Genomic DNA, 22671 nt, shown 5'->3' on the forward strand with positions numbered 1-22671 from the left:
TTATGTGAATTATTTTAATGAATTGTTATTTTTGTCAAAAAATCAATTTATGTCAAATCAAAGATTTAAGGCCATAGCAAGCAGTCATACCAGGATTGAAATGGATGTGGAGGAAACCGGTAGACGTTCGGAATATTTTGGGATAAATGTGTTTAATGAGGAGCGTATGCTACAATACCTCACCAAGGATGCCTATGACAGGGTGAAGGCAGCTGTGGTGTCCGGAGCTAAAATAGACAGAAAAGTTGCGGATCAGGTGGCGGAAGGGATGAAGACCTGGGCAATTTCCATGGGGGCAACACATTACACCCATTGGTTTCAACCACTTACAGGAACCACAGCAGAGAAGCACGATGCTTTTTTTGATTTTTCGCCGGAGGGAAGGGTAATGGAAAAGTTTGGTGGCAGCCAGTTGGTTCAACAAGAGTCGGATGCGTCCAGTTTTCCCAATGGAGGAATAAGGAATACTTTTGAGGCAAGGGGCTACACTGCTTGGGATCCCACCTCACCGGCATTCCTGTACGGCACCACTCTTTGTATACCTACGGTGTTCGTGGCCTATACAGGCGAGGCTTTGGATAATAAAGCCCCGCTATTAAGGGCATTGAACGCCATGGACGAGGCTGCGACCTCAGTGGCAAAATTCTTTGATAAAAATGTAAGCAAGGTATATGCCACTTTGGGCTGGGAGCAGGAGTATTTCTTAATAGACAAGTCTTTGGCCTATTCACGGCCCGATATAAGTTTGGCGGGCCGTACATTAATAGGACAATCCGCGGCCAAAGGCCAACAATTGGATGATCATTATTTTGGGGTTATTCCAAATCGGGTGTTGAACTTCATGAAAGATTTGGAAATGGAGTGCACCAAATTGGGGATTCCGGTAAAGACCAGGCACAATGAAGTTGCCCCTAATCAATTTGAGTTGGCCCCTATCTTCGAAGAAACAAACCTGGCCGTAGATCACAATCTGTTGCTGATGGATGTCATGGAAAAGATTGCGGACAAACACCATTTTAAAGTGCTTTTCCATGAAAAGCCGTTCAAGGATATAAACGGATCAGGGAAACATAATAATTGGTCGTTGTGCACGGATACTGGGGTAAATTTACTCAGCCCGGGATCCACCCCCATGAAAAACCTACAGTTTTTAACTTTTTTCGTGAATACCATAAAAGCAGTGGATAATTATGAGGAATTATTGCGTTCGTCCATTGCTTCTGCCGGAAATGACCATAGGTTGGGTGCCAATGAAGCGCCTCCGGCTATCTTGTCCATCTTTATAGGGGAACAATTGAATGAGGTTTTAAATGAATTGGAAGGGGTTACCAAAGGGAAATTGTCACCAGAGGAAAAGACGGAACTAAAATTGAATGTGGTAGGTAAGATTCCTGAAATTTTATTGGATAATACGGATCGCAACCGCACCTCGCCTTTTGCATTTACTGGCAATAAGTTTGAAATGAGAGGCGTAGGTTCCAAGACGAATTGTGCCAAACCAATGACGGTACTAAATACCATTGTGGCCAAGCAACTTATGGCCTTCAAAAAGGAGGTAGATCAATTGGTCGATAAGAAAGGGCTTAAAAAGGATGAAGCTATTTTTAATGTCCTTCGTGAATACATCAAAACCTCCAAAAGAATTAGGTTCGAGGGAGATGGCTATAGTGAAGCTTGGGAAAATGAGGCCAAATCACGTGGCTTGAGCAATAACAAGAACACACCCAAGGCGCTACAGGTGCTTACCTCCGAAGAAAGTTTGGCATTGTTCAAGTCTATGAACGTTATGAGCGAAACCGAGGTAAGGGTTCGGCAAGAGGTGGAATTGGAAGAATATATCCTACATATTCAAATAGAAGGGCGGGTCTTTAATGAGTTGGCTTATGGCTATATTATACCTGCCGCCGTGGAATACCAGAATAAATTGATAAAAAACGTGGTGGGCTTAAAGGAAATTTATGGAGCCGCTTACAAAAAAATGTCTGAAAGCCAGTTGGATATTGTAGAAAGGATCTCCGAGCATATTCAGGCTATAAAAATGAAGACCGATGCTATGGTAGACGAAAGAAAGTTAGCCAACAATATGACCGATATAAACAAAAAGGCCATTGCTTATTGTGATAGTGTACGGCCCTATTTTGATGAAATACGTTACCATTGTGATAAATTGGAGCAATTGGTAGGCGATCAACAGTGGCCTCTGACCAAGTACAGGGAACTTTTGTTTATTAAATAATTGGACATTTGGAAATTATTGAATTAAAAGCCCACAATTAGTGGGCTTTTTTTTATGGATTCTCCTATTTTTGTCGCAAACTTTTATTCATGAGCTCATCCAACAGCAAAAGATACGATCAAAGAGGGGTTTCTGCTTCCAAGGAAGACGTGCACAAAGCCATAAAAAACATTGATAAGGGATTGTTTCCCATGGCTTTTTGCAAAATTGTCCCTGATTACCTTACCAATGATGATGAGTACTGTTTGGTGATGCACGCCGATGGTGCCGGAACCAAATCCTCCTTGGCCTATATGTATTGGAAAGAGACCGGCGATGTTTCGGTCTGGAAGGGAATTGCCCAAGATGCCTTGATCATGAATGTGGATGATCTAATTTGCGTGGGGGCTACGGATAATATTATGTTGTCCTCTACCATAGGGAGAAACAAGAACTTAATTCCGGGCGAGGTCATCTCAGCTATTATCAACGGGACGGAAGAGTTGATAGAGGATCTGGAAAAACACGGAATTACAATAAGATCTACTGGTGGGGAAACGGCAGATGTAGGGGATTTGGTGCGTACCATTATCGTTGATTCCACAGTGACAGCAAGATTAAAAAGAAATAAGGTTATAAATAATGCCAATATTGAAGCAGGCGATGTAATAGTTGGACTATCCTCTGCTGGGCAGGCGAGCTACGAAAAGGAATATAACGGGGGCATGGGGAGTAATGGGCTTACTTCTGCCAGACATGATGTTTTTGCAAAATACTTGGCGCAAAAATATCCGGAAAGCTACGATGCGGCCGTGCCCGAGGATTTGGTTTATTCCGGGAATGTGCGGTTGACCGATGAGGTCCCGGATTCCCCCTTGGATGCAGGAAAATTAGTGTTGTCCCCGACCCGGACCTATGCTCCAATTGTAAAAAAAATTCTAGGTAAATACACCGCTAAGGATATTCATGGAATGGTACACTGTAGCGGAGGTGCGCAGACCAAAATTCTTCATTTTGTAGATAAGCTCCATATTATTAAGGATAATCTATTCCCTGTTCCACCATTGTTCAAATTAATTCAAGAAGAATCGGGCACCGATTGGAAGGAGATGTATCAGGTTTTTAATTGTGGCCATAGGTTGGAATTGTATGTTGATCCCTCCATCGCCGAGGACCTCATTGGAATTTCGGAAAGCTTTGGGGTTTCAGCCCAAATTGTGGGGAAAGTGGAAGCAAATTCTGTTAAAAAGCTCACAATTAAAAGTGAGTACGGTACCTTTGTGTATTAAGGTATACGAATACCCTTTTTCCTACGTTGTTTTTATAAAGAAATTATGATATGGAAAGAAAGCAGTTTTTGAGGACTTTAGGCACAGGTGCGGCATTTGCACTTACTTTTCCCTGCTTGCATGGTTGTTCCAAAGATAATGACAATGGCGATATTGTGGAAGTCCCTGACAGCGTAGACTTCACCATTGATTTGAATTCTTCCGAGGGAGCAAAATTGGCAAATAACGGTAGCTTTATTTTAAAAAAATTGGTAGTGGTCGTTAAAGATCTGGATGGTAACTTTGTGGCCGCTAGCCAGGTTTGTAGTCATGAGTCCTATGATCAAGTTCGTTTTACGACAAGTAATGGCGGTATTTTCCACTGCGATGTACACGGATCGCGATTTGAATTGGATGGCACACCATTGAATCAAGTAGACAGTGTTCCGGCCAAGCCCCTAAAAATATTCAAAACAGAGTTAAACGGGCAGATTCTTCGTGTTTTTGAATAACCAAATCCGATTTTTAACCTACTTACATGTATGGGATTTTACTTAAAATCGTTCTTCGGACCCTTATTTTCTGTTTTCGGAACTTGTCCTGTGTTATTTGTTCGCATTGGGAGGTGGCTTGGAATTCCGGTGCCAAGCAATACCGCAATGGTCAGTGTATTTTGTTGTACAATAAGTAGAACTTGGGCCTATGATGGCCATATATTTACTATAGGCAATAAGAGAAAAAGTTTAATATCTAATGTTGTTCCAGGGTGAGGATTATATTTTTCCTTTTAGTTTGTTGCAAGTTGCTTGTGGGCCATGCCCAGGAGCCTAAGTACGTTACCGTACAACGATCGGTGCACTTAATGGGCGATAAATTTGATATTACCGTAGTGGCAGACAATGAGGAAATAGGTTATATAAATATAGAGGAGGCCGTATCGGAAATTAAAAGGATAGAAAAAATGATATCTTCCTGGGACGAGGAATCAGAAACTTCATTGATCAATAAAAATGCAGGAATTAAGCCGGTAAAGGTAAGTGTTGAGTTATATAAGCTAATAGAAAGAGCCAATCAGATTTCTGAAATAACCAACGGGGCTTTCGATATTACCTTTGCGGGAATGGATAATATCTGGAAGTTTGATGGTTCCATGAAATTCAAGCCTACAAAGGACGAAATTATACATTCGGTAAGCAAGGTGGGGTATAAAAAGATTATCCTGAACGAGGTGGATCACACCGTCTTCCTTCGCTTGAAAGGCATGAAGATAGGTTTCGGAGGTATAGCAAAGGGCTACGCTGCAGATATGGCCAAAGAACTGTTGGTAGGGAAGCAGGTACGCGCAGGTGTCATCAACGCTTCCGGTGATCTAACCACATGGGGTACCAAGGCTACAGGGGAAAAGTGGTTGATCGGGATTGCAAATCCCTTGAGCAAGGATAAAATATTTTCGTGGCTGCCCGTTCTGGAATCTTCCGTAGCTACTTCCGAGAGTTATGATAAATATATCACTTTTGATGGCAGGAAATATTCCCATATTCTTGATCCCAGAACAGGAAACCCAATTTCAGGGATAAATAGTGTGTCGGTGTTTTCAAAAACCGCAGAATTTTCCGATGCCCTGGCTACGGCTATATTTGTCCTTGGGGTAGATTCTGGAATGTCATTGATAAATCAATTAAAGGGGACCGAGGCAATTATAGTGGACGGTAATAACAAAATGCACAAAAGCAGCGGTATCCTATTCAATTGAGCCTTGGTTAACATAGCCTTCCCTTTTAAGTTCTTCCATGTCTTCTATGTTTTTGGAACAACCATTTTTAAGAAGATAGACCGTATCACTTACAGCCAAAATGTCATTGTAAAAATGATCGGTCAGGATAATAATACTCCTTTTCTTTACTTGGTTGATCAGGGCTGTGAATTTCTCCACATATATTGGTGCAATAAATGAAAAGGGTTCGTCCAGAAGTATAATTTCCTTGTTGGACATAAGTACTAAGTAAGTTTCAACAACTCTAATTTCCCCACTGGATAAATCCTTTATCCTTTTCTTTTTATATTCTTTAAAACTTTGGAAAAGGTTCATGAACTGCTCCCATGAAACATTGAATAGCTCAAATGCCCGGTGAATGCTTAAATGCTTAGGTAAAAGTGGATGTTGGGGCAAGTAAGCTATTCTCCCTGTTCTGTACAAAGGTCTGGGCAGGCACTTTCCATTGCAACGGATGTTCTTGTATTTAGGTTTTAGATCCCCAAATAAAATTCTCAGCAAGGAAGTTTTGCCACTGCCATTTCTTCCGAGGATCCCGGTAACTTTTCCGTGTTCGGATTTTATATAAATGCCGTACAGGACTTTTTTGCCATCAAACTCCAAATCAACGCTGTCTATTTCCAAGGTCAAAATAAACGGACGATGTTGATGAATAATAGGGTTATGAAGCTGTCCAAGAGAAATGAAATTAAGATAAGGACTGTTTTGGACAGGCCGAAATTGTGATAAAACGTTAAACGTCTTCGCAATCCTATGTCAAAAAACGTCATGAAGACCCCTATATGGAATATTATCTTGGAAATCAGGATCATGGTATTTAAGTGGGAAATCTTAAAAAATATACTCCCGCTAAAAAGCATAAAAACCGTAATTAAAAAGGATATCCAAAGGTATGGCTTGGCAAAGAGGAAACTCAATTGAAAGGTTCTAAAATTGAATATTGAATTCATCTATTAAATAGGATATGCTTAAATGTACAAAATTATCGTAAATTCGCAGTCCAAGTGTAGTTTGTATATGATAGATAAATTAAACATAGTAAAGCAGCGTTTTGATGAGGTTTCGGACCTTATAATCCAGCCTGGTATTATCGCCGATCAGAAGCGTTATGTGGCGCTAAATAAGGAGTATAAAGATTTAAAACAACTAGTGGACAAGAGGGATCTTTATTTGGAGTATACCAATAATATATCCGAGGCAGAGGAGATTCTAGCCGATGGCAGTGATGCTGAAATGGTAGATATGGCCAGAATGCAGTTGGAGGAGGCCAAGGAAAAATTGCCAAAATTGGAGGAGGAGATTAAATTGATGCTGATTCCTAAAGATCCGGAAGATTCCAAAAACGTGGTGGTAGAGGTAAGAGCGGGTACTGGAGGGGATGAAGCCAGTATTTTTGCTGGAGACCTTTTTAGAATGTACACCAAATATTGCGAGTCCAAAGGGTGGAAAACGAACGTAATAGACCTAAGTGAAGGTACTAGTGGCGGATACAAGGAAATTCAGTTCGAGGTAACGGGCGAGGATGTTTATGGGACCCTTAAATTTGAAGCTGGGGTTCATAGGGTACAACGAGTTCCACAGACCGAAACCCAAGGAAGGGTACATACCAGTGCCGCTACGGTAATGGTGCTACCGGAGGCAGAGGATTTTGATGTGCAGATAGACCCTAAGGAGGTACGAATAGATTTTTTCTGTTCTTCAGGTCCAGGTGGTCAATCCGTTAACACAACCTATTCCGCAGTACGTTTAACCCACCTTCCAACAGGTTTGGTGGCACAGTGCCAGGACCAGAAATCCCAGCATAAAAACAAGGAAAAAGCATTTAAGGTTCTGCGGTCGCGTTTATATGATATGGAATTGGCAAAGAAACAGGAGGAAGATGCCGCCAAGAGAAATTCGCAAGTAAGTAGTGGGGATCGTTCTGCTAAAATTAGAACCTATAATTACCCACAGGGTAGGGTAACGGATCATAGGATCGGATTAACGCTTTACGACTTGCAAAATATTATTAATGGCGATATTCAACGTATTATAGACGAATTAAGTTTGGTTGAGAATACAGAGAAATTAAAGGAAGCCTCTGAGATATTTTAATTTCTATGACCACTGAATTTCTAGTTGAGCAGATTCGAAAAAAAGAATCCTTTCTTTGTATTGGATTGGACACAGATTTGGATAAGGTGCCAAAGCACTTATTAGGGGGGGAAGATCCCATATTTGCCTTTAACAAGGCAATAATTGATGCTACACACCATTTATGTGTTGCTTACAAGCCCAACATCGCATTTTATGAGGCTTATGGGATAAAGGGATGGCAGGCTTTGGAAAAAACCATTCACTATTTAAATGTCAATTACCCTGAAATATTCACTATTGCAGATGCCAAACGTGGCGATATAGGTAATACCTCCACCCGTTACGCCAAAGCCTTTTTTGAAGATTTGGGGTTCCATTCGGTAACCATAGCCCCCTATATGGGAAGGGATTCCGTGGAGCCGTTTTTAGCTTTTAAGGATAGGCATACCATTTTACTGGCATTAACTTCCAATGTGGGTGCATTTGATTTTCAAACAAAAATGGTGGAAGGAAAGGAGCTGTACAAACAGGTGCTGGAGATTTCAAAAACCTATGAAAATTCGGAAAACTTAATGTACGTGGTTGGAGCAACAAAGGCTACTTTTCTAACGGAAATAAGAAATATAGTTCCAAACAGTTTTCTTCTTGTACCGGGAGTAGGGGCACAAGGAGGTAGTTTGGCCGAAGTTTGTAAATATGGAATGAGCGATAACATAGGTCTTTTGGTAAACTCATCCAGGGGAATTATTTATGCATCGGACCAAGAAAATTTTGCACAGGCTTCTGCCGATAAAGCAAAGGATTTACAGCAGGAAATGAGTCTGGAGCTTAAGGAGCGCCAGATTATCTAATGTGCCAGGGTTTGAATGATTTTTTGGATTTTTGTAGCTTTCAATTCAAAAAATTCGGCAAGTTTTGAATCGGAATACTTTGTGCTGCTAGCCTTGTCCATAAAGTTTTGGTATTGGGATTCCAAAAGGCTAATTTCATTTGAACCGTTGTTCATTGGGGAGACAGAGCCAACTTTGCAATATTGATTTTCCATATAATTTTTTTTCTTACAAATATAACTAGAAACAAGGTTTACGGAGGGTTGGCCGAAAGGGCATTTGACTAATAATCAGGTAATTTGTCTAATTTTTCAGATGGGTGCCATGTTGGAAAGTGTTTATTGATTTAATTAACCCTATCAAGTGTATTGGAATTAACACTACATTTATAAAAAACGAAAATTGATCAGTTATAATATACATAGCCATAAAACCTCTACCAAATGGGTGACTTTTGTGCATGGTGCCGGAGGTAGCTCCACTATATGGTATAAACAGCTTAGGGAATTTAAAAAACACTTTAATGTGCTTCTGTTGGATCTAAGGGGACATGGAAATTCTAAGGTACATCTAAAGGATGCGTTCAAGAATAAATATACATTTGACAATATAACCGAGGATATTCTGGAGGTTATCAATTTTGAAAAGATTGAAAAATCTCATTTTATTGGAATTTCCCTTGGCACAATTTTAATTCGAAACTTAGCGGAGAAACATCCCCATCGGGTGGAGAGCATGATCATGGGAGGGGCCATCATGAAATTGAACCTGAGGTCGCAAATACTGATGAGACTTGGGGTTATTTTAAAATCCATAGTCCCTTATTTATGGTTGTACAAATTTTTTGCCTTTGTAATTATGCCCAATAAGAACCACAAGGAATCGCGTTTACTTTTTGTTCGCGAGGCGAAAAAATTGTACCAAAAAGAATTTATTCGTTGGTTTAAATTGACCTCGGAGATTAATCCCTTGCTTCAATTCTTTAGAACGGTGGATATAAAAATCCCTACACTTTACGTCATGGGAGCAGAGGACTATTTGTTCTTGCCTACTATTAAGCAAATTGTGTTGGATCATAAAAGTGCAGAACTAATAGTGGTACAAAACTGTGGACATGTAGTGAACGTGGAGCAGCCCCGGTTTTTTAATGATACCGTCATAAAATATCTTTTGGTAAAATAATTAAAGTATTTTCTAGTGGGGAATAACTGCGATTGGGTATAACATTATCACTGGATCCAATTAAAAGTTTAATTCAGTGGAACATGGGGTAAAAAGTAACAAATGTCTTGTCCGGGGATAAGCCGTAGATAAGCCATAGATAAGCCATAGATAAGCCGTATATAGGCCGTATATGAAAATAGGGAAAAACAGGCTGGATCCACCCCTTTTTGGCGCGCTAAAATACCTTTTATTAAGCTATTTTTTCCATAACAATATTTGCATAAACACAACAATTGTTCCTGATCCGTAAACAGCTTACATCGTAAACAAAAAAACCGGTGCTCCCACCGGTTTTAAACTAACTAACTCAAAAAAATACTAACTCAAATTCTTTATGTATAACGGATAACTGTATTGTTACTATAGGTAAATTAAAGGTTGTAATAGGTACTTGTTTAAATACAACGCTAGCTAATTGGATATATTGTGTAAAATGTCCATAATTTCTTCATTTTTAATCCTGTAGGGCAAATACTTTTTTCAGCACATCCGTAGTTCTTGAGGAAACCTTGTTTCTAATTTCTTTTTCTTCAACTGCAATCATCGTAAATACGCCGTTCAGGGCTTCCTGCGTAACATAATCCGTAAGGTCCGGATTTACATTGTTCGTAAGGGGAATGTTGTTGTACCTGGTAATTAGATTGCTCCAGATCTTATCTGCCCCCACTTTTTCAAAGGAGTTTTTAATCACAGGGTTAAATTTATTGTAGAGTTCTGTCTGGGTAGCATTGGTCAGGTAGGTGGTTGCAGCATTGTCCGATCCCAAAAGTATGTTTTTGGCATCGTTAAAGGTCATTCCCTTTATCGCATTCACAAAAATGGGTGTCGCTTCCCCTACGGCATCCTCTGCCGCCCTGTTCAGTATTTTCAAGCCTTCATCAGCTAGGCTGGAAAGGCCTATATCCCTTAGGGTTTTATCTACTTTCTGTAATTCCTCTGGGAGCATAATTTTCACCAGTTCATTTCTGAAAAAACCATCGGTCTGGGTAAGCTTACTTACTTGTTTGTCGATTCCCATATTAAGGGCTTCCTTTAGTCCATTTGCAATTTCGTCATTGCCAATGGAAGTTCCTTGGGGTAATTGATTTACCACTTGTTGTAATTCCGCACATCCAATAAATTGGAAAAGGATTACGGCTAATAAGATTTTTTTCATTTTAAAATTTTAGAGTTATATCTATAACTAATGATGTAGGGATTTAGTGCCTATGGTTAGGAGAAAATTACGGTTTTGTTGTTGTAGACCATTGTCTTCCTTCTAATATGAAGTTTAACGGCCCTTGATAGTACAATTTTTTCCAAATCCCTTCCCTTGGTTATAAAGTCCTTGATGCTATGCGCATGGGTCACGGTGGTAACATCCTGTTCTATAATAGGCCCGGCATCGAGTTCTTCGGTTACGTAATGACTGGTGGCACCAATAATTTTAACCCCCCTCTCAAAGGCAGCATGATATGGCTTTGCACCTGCAAAGGCAGGAAGAAAGGAATGGTGTATGTTGATAATCTTATTGGGATAGTTATCTATAACCTTGCTGGTTACAATTTGCATATACCTTGCCAGTACAATAAAATCTATTTGATATTCTTTCAAAAGTGCCAATTGCCTATTTTCGGCCTCGCTTTTGGTGCTTTTTGTTACAGGGACATGAAAAAAGGGAATGTCGAATTGTTTGGCCACATATTCCAAATCACTGTGGTTGCTTAGGATGAAGGGTATCTCAACTTCCAGTTCACCAGAATTGTACCTGCTTAATAAATCGTATAAACAATGATTGTATTTGGAAACAAAAAGGGCCATTTTAGGTTTTACGGATCCCAAATACAAACTCCATTCCATTTGGTGCGGCAGGGCCAGTTCTTTTTCAAATTCTTCTTTCAAATTTTTCACGGCAGGAATGTTTTTTTCAAAATCGCTTTCCAATCTCATAAAAAACACACCGGCTTCCTTGTCCACATGCTGATCAATATAGATAATATTGCCCCCTTTTCTATGGATAAATCCCGTTACCGAACTGATAATCCCTGACTGGTCGGGACAATTAATGAGGATAGTTGTCTTCAAAGCTTAACTGTTTTAGGTCGCAAAATTAGGATTTTAGGAATGAAGTACTCTTGTTGAGTCTTATTTTTATAAAATTCTAATTTTTAGGCTATATTTTTTATCATTTTGTTAAATTGCACCTGTATAATGGTCCTTTTTTTGGTTATTAAAAAGTGAGCGCCTAGCTAATCCAATTTCCTCCATAACGGTTTTAGGAGCGATTGTGAATTTAGTTGTTTTATAACCGGAAATTAATATTGTTGCTATGATTCACAAATCGCCATATAATCCTAAAAATAAAGTTCGCATAGTGACGGCTGCCGCCCTATTTGATGGTCACGATGCGGCCATTAATATGATGCGTCGCATTATTCAGGCCACAGGTGTGGAAGTAATTCATTTGGGCCATGACAGGAGTGTATCCGAAGTAGTGGATTGTGCCATACAGGAGGATGCAAATGCCATTGCCATAACTTCATACCAGGGAGGGCATATGGAGTACTTCAAATACATGCAAGATCTTTTACGGGAAAAGGGAGCGGACCACATTAAGATTTTTGGCGGTGGTGGTGGGGTGATTCTTCCAGCTGAGATTAAAGAATTAATGGATTATGGCATAACCAGAATATACTCCCCGGATGATGGTAGGACGATGGGGTTACAGGGAATGATAAACGATTTGGTTAGACAAAGTGATTTTCCCGTTCCTTGCTTCGCAATTCCAGAGGGCAGGTCAATGGCTCAATTGATAAAGGAAAGGAATGTAAATGCCATAGCCAGGCTTATTACCTGGGCCGAAAATGGGCATGAGGATTTTCCGAAGGATTTTTCAGGTTGGGCAGTATCTGAAACTACTGTGCCCGTACTTGGTGTTACTGGGACCGGCGGTGCTGGAAAATCAAGCTTACTGGATGAGCTGGTAAGAAGGTTTCTGTTAGATTTTCCAGATAAAACCATCGGAATAATTTCTGTTGATCCGTCCAAAAAGAAAACCGGTGGCGCCTTGTTGGGAGATCGAATTCGCATGAACGCCATTAATGATTCCAGGGTCTATATGAGATCACTAGCTACCCGGCAGTCTAATTTGGCATTGTCCAAACACGTGGATGAGGTGGTTCAAATCCTTAAGGTGGCAGGCTTCAGTTTAATTATTTTGGAGACTTCGGGTATAGGACAATCGGATACGGAGATTATTGAACACAGCGACGTTTCCTTATATGTTATGACCCCCGAATATGGGGCCGCCACCCAGTTGGAGAAAATAGATATGTTGGATTTTGCCGATATCGTAGCAATTAATAAGTTCGATAAAAGAGGGGCTCTGGACGCCTTAAGGGATGTGAAAAAACAATATGTCCGCAATCATGGACTTTGGGAGGTTGATCATGACGAGTTACCTATTTTTGGGACAATAGCCTCACAATTTAATGAGCCCGGGATGAATCGCTTGTATATATCAGTAATGGGTAAATTGGCTTTGACAACCGGAACAAACCTGAATTCCCAAACCCAATTGGGAAAGGATGATGAAGGGAAAGTTTATATAATTCCCCCTTCGCGCATACGTTATTTGTCCGAAATAGCCGAAAACAATAGGGGCTATGATAAAAAGGTGCTTCATCAAGCCGAGTTGGCCCAAAAGTTATTTGGTATTTTTAAGACCGTAGAGGCCATTTCCAGAGTGGATGACAAGATAGATTTTAAAACATTTCTCGTAAAAGAAGGGTTAAATAAAGAAGCAATTTTGGATTTGTCCCTTCCGGAGGATAAAAAGCAATTATTGATGCTTTTGTTCAAAGAGTTTGATGTAATTAAAATGGATTTGGAATCCCAGAATTGGGATTTGATCCTAAATTGGGAAAAAAAGGTGGAACAGTATAAAGCCCTGGCCTTTATCTTTAAAGTGAGGGGGAAAGAGGTAAAAGTGGAAACCCATACGAAATCTCTGGCCCAAACCAATATTCCAAAGGTGGCACTTCCAAAATACAAGGCATGGGGCGATATTCTGGGTTGGATTCTCCAGGAAAATGTACCAGGTGAATTTCCTTATACGGCCGGACTCTATCCTTTTAAACGGACAGAGGAAGATCCTGCAAGAATGTTTGCCGGGGAAGGAGGTCCCGAACGCACCAACAGGCGTTTTCATTATGTTAGTTTGGGATTGCCGGCCAAGCGATTGTCCACAGCATTTGATTCGGTAACCCTGTATGGTCAAGATCCCGATCTTAGACCTGATATATATGGTAAAATTGGCAACGCAGGGGTTTCAATCTGCTGTTTGGACGATGCTAAAAAGCTGTATTCCGGATTTGATCTATGCAGTCCCACTACCTCGGTTAGTATGACCATCAACGGTCCTGCACCCATGTTGTTGGGTTATTTTTTGAATGCCGCCATAGATCAGAACTGTGAGAAGTATATTTTGGAAAACGGGCTCGAAAAGGAGGTGGCTTCCAAAATCACTGTTTTATACGAGGAGAAGGGTATTGCTAGGCCTATATACAGCGGGGAATTACCTGAGGGACATAGCGGTTTGGGATTAATGCTATTGGGTATTACGGGAGACCAGGTCTTGCCCAAGAATATATATTCCGATATTAAAAGGAAGACCCTTAACACGGTAAGAGGCACGGTGCAAGCCGATATTTTAAAGGAGGATCAGGCACAAAATACCTGTATTTTTTCAACGGAATTTGCCTTGAAATTAATGGGGGATGTTCAGGAATACTTTATTCGGCACTCAGTCCGTAATTTTTATTCTGTATCCATTTCAGGGTATCATATTGCCGAGGCGGGGGCCAACCCAATTACCCAATTGGCCTTTACACTGTCTAACGGTTTTACTTATGTGGAGTATTATTTAAGTAGGGGGATGGATATCAATAAATTTGGTCCCAACCTGTCCTTCTTCTTTTCAAATGGCATAGACCCGGAATATGCCGTGATAGGAAGGGTGGCCCGCAGGATATGGTCCAAGGCAATGAGCTTAAAGTATGGAGCTGGACCCCGGGCACAGATGTTAAAGTACCATATCCAAACTTCTGGACGTAGCCTACATGCCCAAGAAATAGATTTTAATGATATCCGCACTACGTTGCAGGCGCTCTATGCTATCTATGACAATTGTAATTCCTTACATACCAATGCCTATGATGAGGCAATAACCACCCCAACGGAGGAGTCCGTGCGCAGGGCCATGGCCATTCAGCTGATCATTAACAAGGAATTGGGTTTAACGAAGAACGAAAATCCTATGCAGGGTTCCTTTATCATTGAAGAATTAACGGATTTGGTGGAAGAGGCCGTGCTTTTGGAGTTCGATCGTATTACGGAAAGGGGAGGGGTACTGGGGGCCATGGAAACAATGTATCAAAGATCCAAAATTCAGGAGGAGAGTTTACATTACGAAACGCTAAAGCACAGCGGGGAATTTCCCATTATTGGAGTAAACACCTTTCTTAGTTCCAAAGGGTCACCAACAATATCGCCAGCGGAAGTTATCCGTGCTACAGAGTCTGAAAAACAGGCCCAAATCGGCACCTTGAAAAATTTACGTGTCATGATGGGGGCAACTGCGGAGACCCAATTAAGGGAATTACAGGAAATAGCGGTTGGAAACGGTAATATTTTCGAGAAGTTAATAGAGGTCACCAAGTACTGTTCCTTGGGGCAGATTACGGATGTTTTGTTTGCTGTTGGGGGGCGGTATAGGCGGAATATGTAATTGCAAGCATTGACCTTAAAATTTTTAAGGTTGGTCGCAAATATAAATGCGGGTGGATATAAGGTTCTAATGAATTGAAAATACAGGGATTAGCTGCGAATGGAACGTCTCCACACTTTGTACAACCTTCGGAAGCTTTTAATTTCGCTCCTCAAAAGATTTAAGTACTCCTTTTCCTTTACCCCGTCTTTTTCCAAACCGGTGCAATAAGAACTTATATTTCTTATGATAACGTTGATAAAGGTCGCACTTCTCATTCGGGCCGCATAACATTCCGAGCGTTCGGCAGCTTCAATTTGTTGCGGGATTAAGATGGAATCCGTCAAGAGGGAATCGACCATAATGTCCCTATGGCTGTTGGATTGGTATAACTTAAGCAAATCTTTGTTGTAAGATAGGTACGAAGCAATTTCCCTGCTCATCTTTAAAAGATCCAAGGATTTGCGATAAATCGGAATCGTACTTAAGTTTTTGTAAGGCATTTTTCTATAGCAACTTCTGTTATATAAAATTACGTCGAAATTAGCAAATTAGAGTTTATATAACAAAGTAAAATTGTATTTTAGCTATTGAAAGTTAATATTTTTAAACCATTTTACTTTGAATACAAAGATTGATGCCCTTAATTGGAAGATACTAAAATTGCTTCAGGAAAATGCCAGGGAATCTTTTGCCAATATTGGCAGGAAAGTAGGTCTAACACCACCTGCAGTTGCGGAGAGGGTGAAGAAAATGGAAGATATTGGGGTCATATCCGGTTACAAAGCTGTGGTGTCCCATTCACATACAGGATATCAATTAAAGGCTATTATTACCCTGCGTGCCTTTATGGGAAAGTTAAGGCCTTTTTTGGATATTGTAAACACCTATGAAGAAGTGGTTAATTGTTATCGGATTACAGGTAATGAAAATATTATAATGTTGGTGGTCCTAAAGGATCAATTTCATTTGGAAAAGTTTATAGACAAGCTTATACAATACGGGGAAACACGGACACATATTATTTTGTCCGATGTAGTATCCAACGCACCCATCAAAAAAAGAGAGGTGTAGCGGCAGCTGTATTGTAAGGAAATTAAAATTAAATGGGGTTGGCAGCTTTGGTGCTATGTTTTTATTATTTAACTTAATGTACTAAATGGTTTGGTTGGATAGTGTTGAGGGCGATTTTTGTCTGGATAACTGTTTCCTGTACCCCGGTTGTTTCGGAATGCCTGTGGTACTATTTTAATTTGGCTAGATATTTGATGATAATATTTCTATGAAAAAAATTATAGTATTTCTGTTTCTCGGGGTCGGTTGTCTAGGTTATGCACAACAGATAACCTTGAAAAAAGGCATTCCAATAGATTCAATTGCTGTTCGGGATTCCATCCCCGAAAGTTTTTCGCTTTATCTTCCTACCAGCTTTGAAATGGATAAAAATTGGCCTATCCTATTAATTTTTGACATGGAAGGTCGGGGAAAACGTGCAATTCGTATGTTTATGGAGTCGGCCGAAAAGGAAGGATATGTCCTGGCAGCTTCCAACAACGTGCACGATTCGTTGACCACTTCCCGCAATATTTTAACAACGGGGAGGATGCTCAATGATATTATAAAGATGTTGCCTATTCAAAAGGATAGAATCTATAGTTCTGGATTTAGTAGCGGTGCCAGATTTGCCTCTGTCCTACCAATTTTTTTAAAGGATATATCCGGAGTAATTTCTTGCGGTGCTGGATATCCCAATATAGAGTTATTGGACACGAACAATTTGTTTCATTTTATAGGAATAGTAGGAAAGGAAGATTTTGCATATCCGGAGATGTTGATAAGTAAATCGGTCTTAGGGCGGTTGAAATTTCCTAGTCAATTGCTGGTATTCAAAGGAGGGCACGAGTGGCCCAATACCGATTATCTTGAAAAGGCTTTGGAGATTTTTACATTGTCCGCAATGGCAAAGGGCCTAAAGGAGAAAGATGAAGCCTATGTTAATGATACTTATACAAAGAATTTAAGGGAAATTAATCTTTTGATTAGTTCCGGAAAATTAATTGAGGCGGATAATTTATTGGATGAAGTCATGTCCGTTTATAGGGTCTTGAAGGATACTGATTCTCTAAAAAAAATAAGGCGTGAGCTTAAGAAGGATAAACTTTTTAAAACTATGACGCGCAATGAGAACGCTACATTGTTGAAGGAATCATTTATTAAGGAGGATTATGTTTATTATTTAGAGGAAGATTTGGCCACCTACAATTACAACAATTTGGGTTGGTGGATATACCAAATGGGCGAGTTGAAGAAATATGATAATAGCAAAATTGAAGCCGAAAAAGAAATGGGGAAACGTCTTTTGGGTTATGTCAATGCGCTAATTGAGGACAATATGGATATAGTAAATTCCGGAAGTGAGGTAGATCAAGAAGTCCTGAGTCTTCTTTGGATGCTAAAGACCATTACAGACCCATCGGATTATGATTATTACCTTAAAATAATAGCGAATAGTGCTAGAATGGATGACTACGGAACCTCCCTGTTTTATTTGGAGGAATTATTGAAGCAAGGGTATACGGACAAAGCTGAATTGTATAGTTTGGAAAATACCGCATTGCTCCGTATCACCCCGGAATTCAATGAAATTGTGGCTAAATACTTAAAAGATGCCCGTTACGAAATCATTGAAGAATAAATGACTTTCCAAGAGGCTGTTCCAACTTCTCGAAGATTATTGTTGCCCAGTATTGTGTGGCAATACTGATCAGATTTCGATTTCAGTGAAAGGGATAATGAATCGCTTATTTTTAAATTTATTTTTTTAATCCTTAAGGTCCGTCTTTTACAGGTTTGTTGAAACCGGATAGTTCAACGAATCCGTACACTAGAGAAGGTTGGTGGTTGCCGGCCCACTATTATGGGCCCATTTCCATTCGGGGGACGGTCCAAGGTAGGATTGGTTTTCATAATTCCTTTATTCTGAAAAATGGATGTTGTATTTTTATGCCAAAAGAAGGAAAATGAAGCAGTTATTTTTGGTTTTAATCTTATTGTCACTGGGCTGTAAGGAAAAAAGGTACCATGATCAGGAGCAAGACAATACGGTGGGACCTGTAACCGGAGCTTTGGAGGATATTATGCAATTCCAGAAAAAAATAAATATGGAATTCAAGGATCCTGAAACCTCTCCCTTGCCAGATAGGTATAGAAAGGATTTTACCACTTTGGATTTTTATGAACCCGATACTACCTATAGGATTAAGGCAAAATTTACTAGAACCCCCGAGGCCTTACCTTTTATGATGCCGACCACTACGGAAAGACAGACAGAGGAGGTTGTATTTGGGATAATAACTTTTAGTCTACATGGACGTACCCATAAATTGGAGGTTTATCAAAACCAGGAATTAATGCATCAGGAAAAATATAGGGATTATTTGTTTTTGCCCTTTGCGGACCTTACCAATGGGGAGGAAACCTATGGTGGGGGTAGGTATTTAGACTTGACCATTCCAATGGGGGATACCATACTCTTGGATTTTAATAAGGCCTATAATCCGTACTGTGCTTACAATCCAAAGTATTCCTGTCCGTTGGTTCCCAAGCAGAATAGGCTGGATATTCCTATCGCGGCCGGTGTAAAGGAGTTTAAAAAGGGCTAAAAATATAAAAGCCCCGCATAGAGCGGGGCTATAAATAATAATCTCAATTTTGTTTAGAAAGAGTAAACGGCTGCTATTACAAATGAGGATAAACTCTTTTGTGGGGCCAAATCCGAATCTAGAAAGTTAAAAGAATCGTCTGAAGCGCTATCCAATCTTAATTCAGGCTTGATGATTAAATTACCAATTGTGGCACTACCTGTAAGCGTTACGGCAAAAACGCTGGAATCTTCAACTCCGGTTCCGATAGCACCATAGTCTCCTGTTTCTGTGAAATATTCACCTCTTAATCCCAAGGTGAAGTTATCGGAGGTAGCGTATTGTGGATAAAGGGCTACACCAGCAAATCCAATGTCGTCATTATCGTAAAGGGCTGCATTGATTCCCAAGAAAAACTCATCGGACAAATCGAAACCACCTGTGAAGTCAATTTCAAATGCCCCGTCATCGGCTAAGAAATTAAGGAATTGGCCACTGTATCCCAATTGAGCGCCGAAAGCGTATTTTTCGGTAGGATTCAATTCGGTCAAATCTGTTGGGTTCATGATTGCCAACATTAGGCTAAAGTCATCAGATAGTGTAAAGTCGGCCTTCAAACCGGTATGGGAGAAAGGACCATAAGAAAACAAATAGGATGTACTGTAGTTAAAATTGGCAACAGGAGATATTACTTCGTAACCCAAGAAGGTGTTGAAGTTACCAAATGTTAATTTAACCGATGGGCTTAAATTCCAATAAACATATAATTGATTTACAATGTTTCCAGTGGCTGAATATAAGGGAGAGGCAAAAATAGCATCTGTTCCTCTAGGGCCAAAAACAAGGTCGGCTACAAACCCAACATCTTCGCCTTCGTAAGCGGCAATCACATTGGCCATACCCAAAGCAAAGCCAGGTAAGTTGGCAAATGAAGATCCCGGTGCGGCATTAGGTAGACCGGAAGCATCGTCAAAACCGTTATCGCCATTTAAGTTGGTTCTGTAGTAGGCATCCACACTTCCGCTTAGGCTGAATTTCTTGGCTTCCTCTTCATCTTCTTGAGCGAAAGTTGCTGTTGAGGCAAAGGCAAATGCAAGTAATAGTAAATTTTTTACGTATTTTGTATAAATAATCGTTTTCATAATTCAATTGTTTATATCCTTGTTTAAGGATGTTTGCTAATTATTGAGTTGTTGTATTGAAAAAAGGTTATTAACGGAGCGTTCTGCAAAACGCTCCGTTACCTTTTGTTTTCTTTATTAGTGTTGGTTCATTCTGAAATCGGCATAGGCATCCATCCCGTGCTCGTGTAAATCCAGGCCTTCCAATTCTTCTTCTTTGGAAACTCTAATTCCAGAAGTCTTCTTGATGGCGAATAGAATAATAAAAGCTGTTAGGCAACAGAAAACGCCTGCTGCAGCTACACCAGTCAATTGATACAATAATTGTGTAAGACCGGCCTTGGTTCCAAAGATTCCTACTGCCAATGTACCCCAGATACCGCAGATTAAGTGAACGGCAACGGCTCCAACAGGATCGTCCAGTTTTAATCTGTCTACCAAAGCTACTCCCAATACAATAACTACACCGGCAATTAGTCCTATAATAATGGACTCTAAAGGGGACATTAAGTCGGCCCCGGCCGTAATTCCGACCAAGCCACCCAAGATACCGTTCAGCATCATGGTAAGGTCGTAGTTTTTGTAAAGCATCGTAGAGAAAATAAATGATCCGATGCCACCTGCTGCTGCTGCCAAACAAGTAGTGACCAATACAATGGAAGTTCCGGCTGGATCTGCGGATAATACAGATCCTCCGTTAAAGCCAAACCAGCCTAACCAAAGTATAAGAACTCCAGCTGCAGCCAATGGGATGTTATGTCCTGGAATTGCGTTTGGTTTTCCATCTTCGTCAAACTTACCAATCCTGGGCCCTAATATATATATGGCAATCAAAGCTGCCCATCCTCCAACGGAATGTACCAATGTAGATCCTGCGAAATCATGGAATCCTCCATCTTCACCACCTAGGGTGGAAAGGAATCCACCTCCCCATTGCCATGATCCAACAATTGGATAGACAAGGCCTACATAGATTATGGTGAAAATCATGAACCCGCCTAGTTTAATACGTTCGGCGACAGCTCCAGAAACTATGGTTGCAGCTGTTGCCGCAAACATGGCCTGAAAAAGAAAATCCGTCCAATAGGTATAACCTTCACTATAGGTAAGGTCCAAACTACCATCCGGTAAAATGGGGGCTTCAAGGCCGAATCCTGCAAAACCAAGATAACCGTTGAAATCACCTGGATACATAAGGTTGAATCCTCCTATATAATATAGGAGTAACCCTATACAAATGATAAACACATTCTTAAATAAAATGTTGATGGTGTTTTTTTGTCTGGTTAATCCGATTTCCAAAAGTGAAAACCCTAAATGCATGAAGAATACGAGAGCCGTACATATCATCATCCAAACGTTATTTGCTGTAAATAATCCTACGTCCATGTTGTTGTTGTTTGTTGGTTCTTAATTTTTTTTAGTTAATTCCTGCTTTTCCGCTTTCTTTTGTTCTGATGCGATAAGCTTCCAAAATTTCGGAAACGAAAATTTTACCGTCACCTACGTTACCGGAATACGCTGTTTCCAGGATGGTGTTAACGGTTGTTTCCAAGAAATCATCAGATATTACAATGGAAAGATACCTGCGTTGAATGTCGGATGTGCTGTAGGATATACCTCTATAGACATGCCCTTCTTTTTCATTTCCGACTCCTGTTACGTCCCAGTAACTAAAAAAGTTTACTCCAATTTGATGTAACGCTTTTTTTACGTCATCAAATTTTGACTTCCTAATAATTGCCTCGATTTTTTTCATAATTGATTTATTATTTATGAGACAAAAATATATATTAAATACATACCCCCCTATTTTTTTAGGGGTATATACGTTAAAATTACATTTTACATAAAAATACCCCAAATATTTTGGGGGTATCGTTATTCGTAAAGATAATTATGCTGATTTGTTAAAACTTTTAACATTTGTTTTTGGAAAAAACTGAAAAAATCGCGGATTTTTGGGTGTTTTGCTATCGATAATGCAGAAAAATGGCTAAATCCACCTATATGAATAGATATGCCTATATATATAGGAAGTAATAAGATGGTGCCTATAATTTGGAAAACCAGAACCCGATGGCTATCGCAAGGATTCCGATTGTAAGGCTGGCAAGAGTGTAGATGGTAAAATTAATAAGGTCCCCGGTTTTTAATAAGGAGTGTTGTTCCAGTGCAAAAGTGGAAAAAGTAGTGAAGCCTCCACAAAAACCTGTTGTTAATAACAAGGTCTGATTTGAAGTAAGTAGGTTGTTCTTAAAGGAGAGCCCAATAAGGAAGCCAATCAGTAAGCAACCAACGATGTTTACAATAAATGTACCTAGAAAAAAATTGTGAAAAGTTTTGTTGAAAGTTCTGCTCAATAAAAATCGCAGTCCACTTCCCAAGCCTCCACCTATAAAGACGAGTAGAAATTGTTTCATAGGTTCTTAATTTTTATCCCTTGATGAAGGTAAATAAAAATCAATGGATAGAGGTTCTTAAAAATTTGCATTGCGTAATCATAAATACTGCACAAAGATAGTATTTATGTAAAGATGCACATATTTCCTGTTAGGCTGCTTAAACTGCCTTTTTATATTTCGAGTTAATTAAATCTAGGGGGAAGATTACTGTGGTAGATTCTGAAATATTTTTTACGGATTTTTCCTTCTTTTTTGGACTGCTGTTAAAACTGACCAAAAAAAGCAATGCGTTTATACCGATAAGAACTAAGAAAATGCTGAAAAAAGTTACCATACAACTAAATGATTTAGTTACTTAACGCAAAATTACG

The 22671-nt window shown here is 39.8% G+C and carries 19 protein-coding genes; 11 read left to right on the forward strand and 8 right to left on the reverse strand.

All coding sequences use genetic code 11. The features are described from left to right. The first annotated feature begins 49 nt into the window (after positions 1–49). The 4 genes from QSE00_RS07230 (at position 50) to QSE00_RS07245 (ending at position 5236) form a co-directional block, all read left to right on the forward strand. Positions 50–2236 (forward strand): glutamine synthetase III family protein, encoded by a 2187-nt coding sequence (locus tag QSE00_RS07230; RefSeq protein WP_286105455.1) that lies wholly within the window; start codon positions 50–52, stop codon positions 2234–2236. A gap of 89 nt (positions 2237–2325) precedes the next feature. Then, entirely contained in the window at positions 2326–3504 is a 1179-nt protein-coding gene (locus QSE00_RS07235) for an AIR synthase related protein (RefSeq protein ID WP_286105456.1), read from the forward strand. Between the two features lie 50 nt (positions 3505–3554). Then, positions 3555–3995 (forward strand): QcrA and Rieske domain-containing protein, encoded by a 441-nt coding sequence (locus tag QSE00_RS07240; protein ID WP_110357658.1) that lies wholly within the window; start codon positions 3555–3557, stop codon positions 3993–3995. Positions 3996–4345: 350 nt separating this feature from the next. Further along, on the forward strand, positions 4346–5236 hold the full coding sequence (locus QSE00_RS07245) for an FAD:protein FMN transferase (RefSeq protein ID WP_110357780.1): 891 nt from the start codon (positions 4346–4348) through the stop codon (positions 5234–5236). Here QSE00_RS07245 and QSE00_RS07250 read toward each other — a convergent pair. Continuing rightward, the gene (locus QSE00_RS07250) at positions 5225–5887 is read right to left on the reverse strand and encodes an ATP-binding cassette domain-containing protein (protein WP_110357660.1); all 663 of its coding nucleotides are present in this window, start codon (positions 5885–5887) and stop codon (positions 5225–5227) included. The two genes, QSE00_RS07245 and QSE00_RS07250, sit on opposite strands and share 12 nt — an antisense overlap. A gap of 387 nt (positions 5888–6274) precedes the next feature. On the opposite strand from QSE00_RS07250, the gene prfA reads away from it, so the two are divergent. The 3 genes from prfA to QSE00_RS07265 all read left to right on the forward strand — a co-directional run bounded on the left by prfA (position 6275) and on the right by QSE00_RS07265 (position 9345). Beyond that, on the forward strand, positions 6275–7351 hold the full coding sequence (prfA, locus tag QSE00_RS07255; RefSeq protein WP_110357661.1) for a peptide chain release factor 1: 1077 nt from the start codon (positions 6275–6277) through the stop codon (positions 7349–7351). A 5-nt stretch (positions 7352–7356) separates the two neighbouring features. Next, complete coding sequence (gene pyrF / locus QSE00_RS07260; protein ID WP_286105457.1) at positions 7357–8184, forward strand: orotidine-5'-phosphate decarboxylase; 828 nt, start codon at positions 7357–7359, stop codon at positions 8182–8184. Positions 8185–8565: 381 nt separating this feature from the next. Beyond that, positions 8566–9345 (forward strand): alpha/beta fold hydrolase, encoded by a 780-nt coding sequence (locus QSE00_RS07265; protein WP_110357664.1) that lies wholly within the window; start codon positions 8566–8568, stop codon positions 9343–9345. A gap of 496 nt (positions 9346–9841) precedes the next feature. Here the strand turns inward: QSE00_RS07265 and QSE00_RS07270 are convergent, their stop codons facing one another. Further along, positions 9842–10543, reverse strand: coding sequence for a DUF4197 domain-containing protein (locus QSE00_RS07270; protein ID WP_110357665.1), 702 nt, complete (start codon positions 10541–10543; stop codon positions 9842–9844). Between the two features lie 56 nt (positions 10544–10599). Continuing rightward, on the reverse strand, positions 10600–11451 hold the full coding sequence (gene purU / locus QSE00_RS07275) for a formyltetrahydrofolate deformylase (protein WP_110357666.1): 852 nt from the start codon (positions 11449–11451) through the stop codon (positions 10600–10602). Positions 11452–11695: 244 nt separating this feature from the next. Here purU and QSE00_RS07280 point away from each other — a divergent pair, with 244 nt between their 5' ends. After that, a complete protein-coding gene (locus QSE00_RS07280) occupies positions 11696–15154 on the forward strand; it encodes a methylmalonyl-CoA mutase family protein (protein ID WP_286105458.1) in 3459 nt (1152 codons plus the stop codon). An 89-nt stretch (positions 15155–15243) separates the two neighbouring features. Here QSE00_RS07280 and QSE00_RS07285 read toward each other — a convergent pair whose 3' ends face one another. Then, the gene (locus QSE00_RS07285) at positions 15244–15576 is read right to left on the reverse strand and encodes a hypothetical protein (RefSeq protein ID WP_258364893.1); all 333 of its coding nucleotides are present in this window, start codon (positions 15574–15576) and stop codon (positions 15244–15246) included. Positions 15577–15754: 178 nt separating this feature from the next. On the opposite strand from QSE00_RS07285, the gene QSE00_RS07290 reads away from it, so the two are divergent. The 3 genes from QSE00_RS07290 to QSE00_RS07300 all read left to right on the forward strand — a co-directional run bounded on the left by QSE00_RS07290 (position 15755) and on the right by QSE00_RS07300 (position 18795). Beyond that, positions 15755–16207 carry an Lrp/AsnC family transcriptional regulator gene (locus QSE00_RS07290; protein ID WP_110357669.1) on the forward strand — a complete coding sequence of 151 codons (453 nt, stop codon included), beginning with the start codon at positions 15755–15757 and terminating at the stop codon, positions 16205–16207. A gap of 208 nt (positions 16208–16415) precedes the next feature. Further along, a complete protein-coding gene (locus tag QSE00_RS07295; protein WP_286105459.1) occupies positions 16416–17828 on the forward strand; it encodes an alpha/beta hydrolase in 1413 nt (470 codons plus the stop codon). Positions 17829–18153: 325 nt separating this feature from the next. Then, positions 18154–18795 carry a DUF1684 domain-containing protein gene (locus QSE00_RS07300; protein WP_286105460.1) on the forward strand — a complete coding sequence of 214 codons (642 nt, stop codon included), beginning with the start codon at positions 18154–18156 and terminating at the stop codon, positions 18793–18795. Between the two features lie 53 nt (positions 18796–18848). On the opposite strand, the gene QSE00_RS07305 is transcribed toward QSE00_RS07300, so the two are convergent. The 4 genes from QSE00_RS07305 to crcB all read right to left on the reverse strand — a co-directional run bounded on the left by QSE00_RS07305 (position 18849) and on the right by crcB (position 22318). Continuing rightward, entirely contained in the window at positions 18849–19916 is a 1068-nt protein-coding gene (locus QSE00_RS07305; protein ID WP_110357671.1) for an outer membrane beta-barrel protein, read from the reverse strand. 117 nt (positions 19917–20033) lie between these two features. Then, positions 20034–21284 (reverse strand): ammonium transporter, encoded by a 1251-nt coding sequence (locus tag QSE00_RS07310; protein WP_110357672.1) that lies wholly within the window; start codon positions 21282–21284, stop codon positions 20034–20036. A 31-nt stretch (positions 21285–21315) separates the two neighbouring features. Continuing rightward, entirely contained in the window at positions 21316–21654 is a 339-nt protein-coding gene (locus tag QSE00_RS07315) for a P-II family nitrogen regulator (RefSeq protein ID WP_110357673.1), read from the reverse strand. A gap of 295 nt (positions 21655–21949) precedes the next feature. Next, positions 21950–22318: a fluoride efflux transporter CrcB gene (gene crcB / locus QSE00_RS07320; protein WP_286105461.1), complete on the reverse strand. Its 369-nt coding sequence runs from the start codon at positions 22316–22318 to the stop codon at positions 21950–21952. Positions 22319–22671: the final 353 nt, after the last annotated feature.

The sequence above is a fragment of the Arenibacter flavimaris genome, from assembly GCF_030291335.1.
Lineage (GTDB): Bacteria > Bacteroidota > Bacteroidia > Flavobacteriales > Flavobacteriaceae > Arenibacter.

What these genes read in the sequence shown, in the direction of transcription:
- QSE00_RS07230 (WP_286105455.1), top strand. Translation starts at nt 50, where the DNA reads ATGTCAAATCAAAGATTTAAGGCCATAGCAAGCAGTCATACCAGGATT.
- crcB (WP_286105461.1), bottom strand. Translation starts at nt 22,318, where the DNA reads ATGAAACAATTTCTACTCGTCTTTATAGGTGGAGGCTTGGGAAGTGGA.
- prfA (WP_110357661.1), top strand. Translation starts at nt 6,275, where the DNA reads ATGATAGATAAATTAAACATAGTAAAGCAGCGTTTTGATGAGGTTTCG.
- pyrF (WP_286105457.1), top strand. Translation starts at nt 7,357, where the DNA reads ATGACCACTGAATTTCTAGTTGAGCAGATTCGAAAAAAAGAATCCTTT.
- QSE00_RS07295 (WP_286105459.1), top strand. Translation starts at nt 16,416, where the DNA reads ATGAAAAAAATTATAGTATTTCTGTTTCTCGGGGTCGGTTGTCTAGGT.
- QSE00_RS07245 (WP_110357780.1), top strand. Translation starts at nt 4,346, where the DNA reads ATGGGCGATAAATTTGATATTACCGTAGTGGCAGACAATGAGGAAATA.
- QSE00_RS07240 (WP_110357658.1), top strand. Translation starts at nt 3,555, where the DNA reads ATGGAAAGAAAGCAGTTTTTGAGGACTTTAGGCACAGGTGCGGCATTT.
- QSE00_RS07270 (WP_110357665.1), bottom strand. Translation starts at nt 10,543, where the DNA reads ATGAAAAAAATCTTATTAGCCGTAATCCTTTTCCAATTTATTGGATGT.
- QSE00_RS07300 (WP_286105460.1), top strand. Translation starts at nt 18,154, where the DNA reads ATGAAGCAGTTATTTTTGGTTTTAATCTTATTGTCACTGGGCTGTAAG.
- QSE00_RS07315 (WP_110357673.1), bottom strand. Translation starts at nt 21,654, where the DNA reads ATGAAAAAAATCGAGGCAATTATTAGGAAGTCAAAATTTGATGACGTA.
- QSE00_RS07235 (WP_286105456.1), top strand. Translation starts at nt 2,326, where the DNA reads ATGAGCTCATCCAACAGCAAAAGATACGATCAAAGAGGGGTTTCTGCT.
- QSE00_RS07285 (WP_258364893.1), bottom strand. Translation starts at nt 15,576, where the DNA reads ATGAGCAGGGAAATTGCTTCGTACCTATCTTACAACAAAGATTTGCTT.
- QSE00_RS07305 (WP_110357671.1), bottom strand. Translation starts at nt 19,916, where the DNA reads ATGAAAACGATTATTTATACAAAATACGTAAAAAATTTACTATTACTT.
- QSE00_RS07280 (WP_286105458.1), top strand. Translation starts at nt 11,696, where the DNA reads ATGATTCACAAATCGCCATATAATCCTAAAAATAAAGTTCGCATAGTG.
- QSE00_RS07310 (WP_110357672.1), bottom strand. Translation starts at nt 21,284, where the DNA reads ATGGACGTAGGATTATTTACAGCAAATAACGTTTGGATGATGATATGT.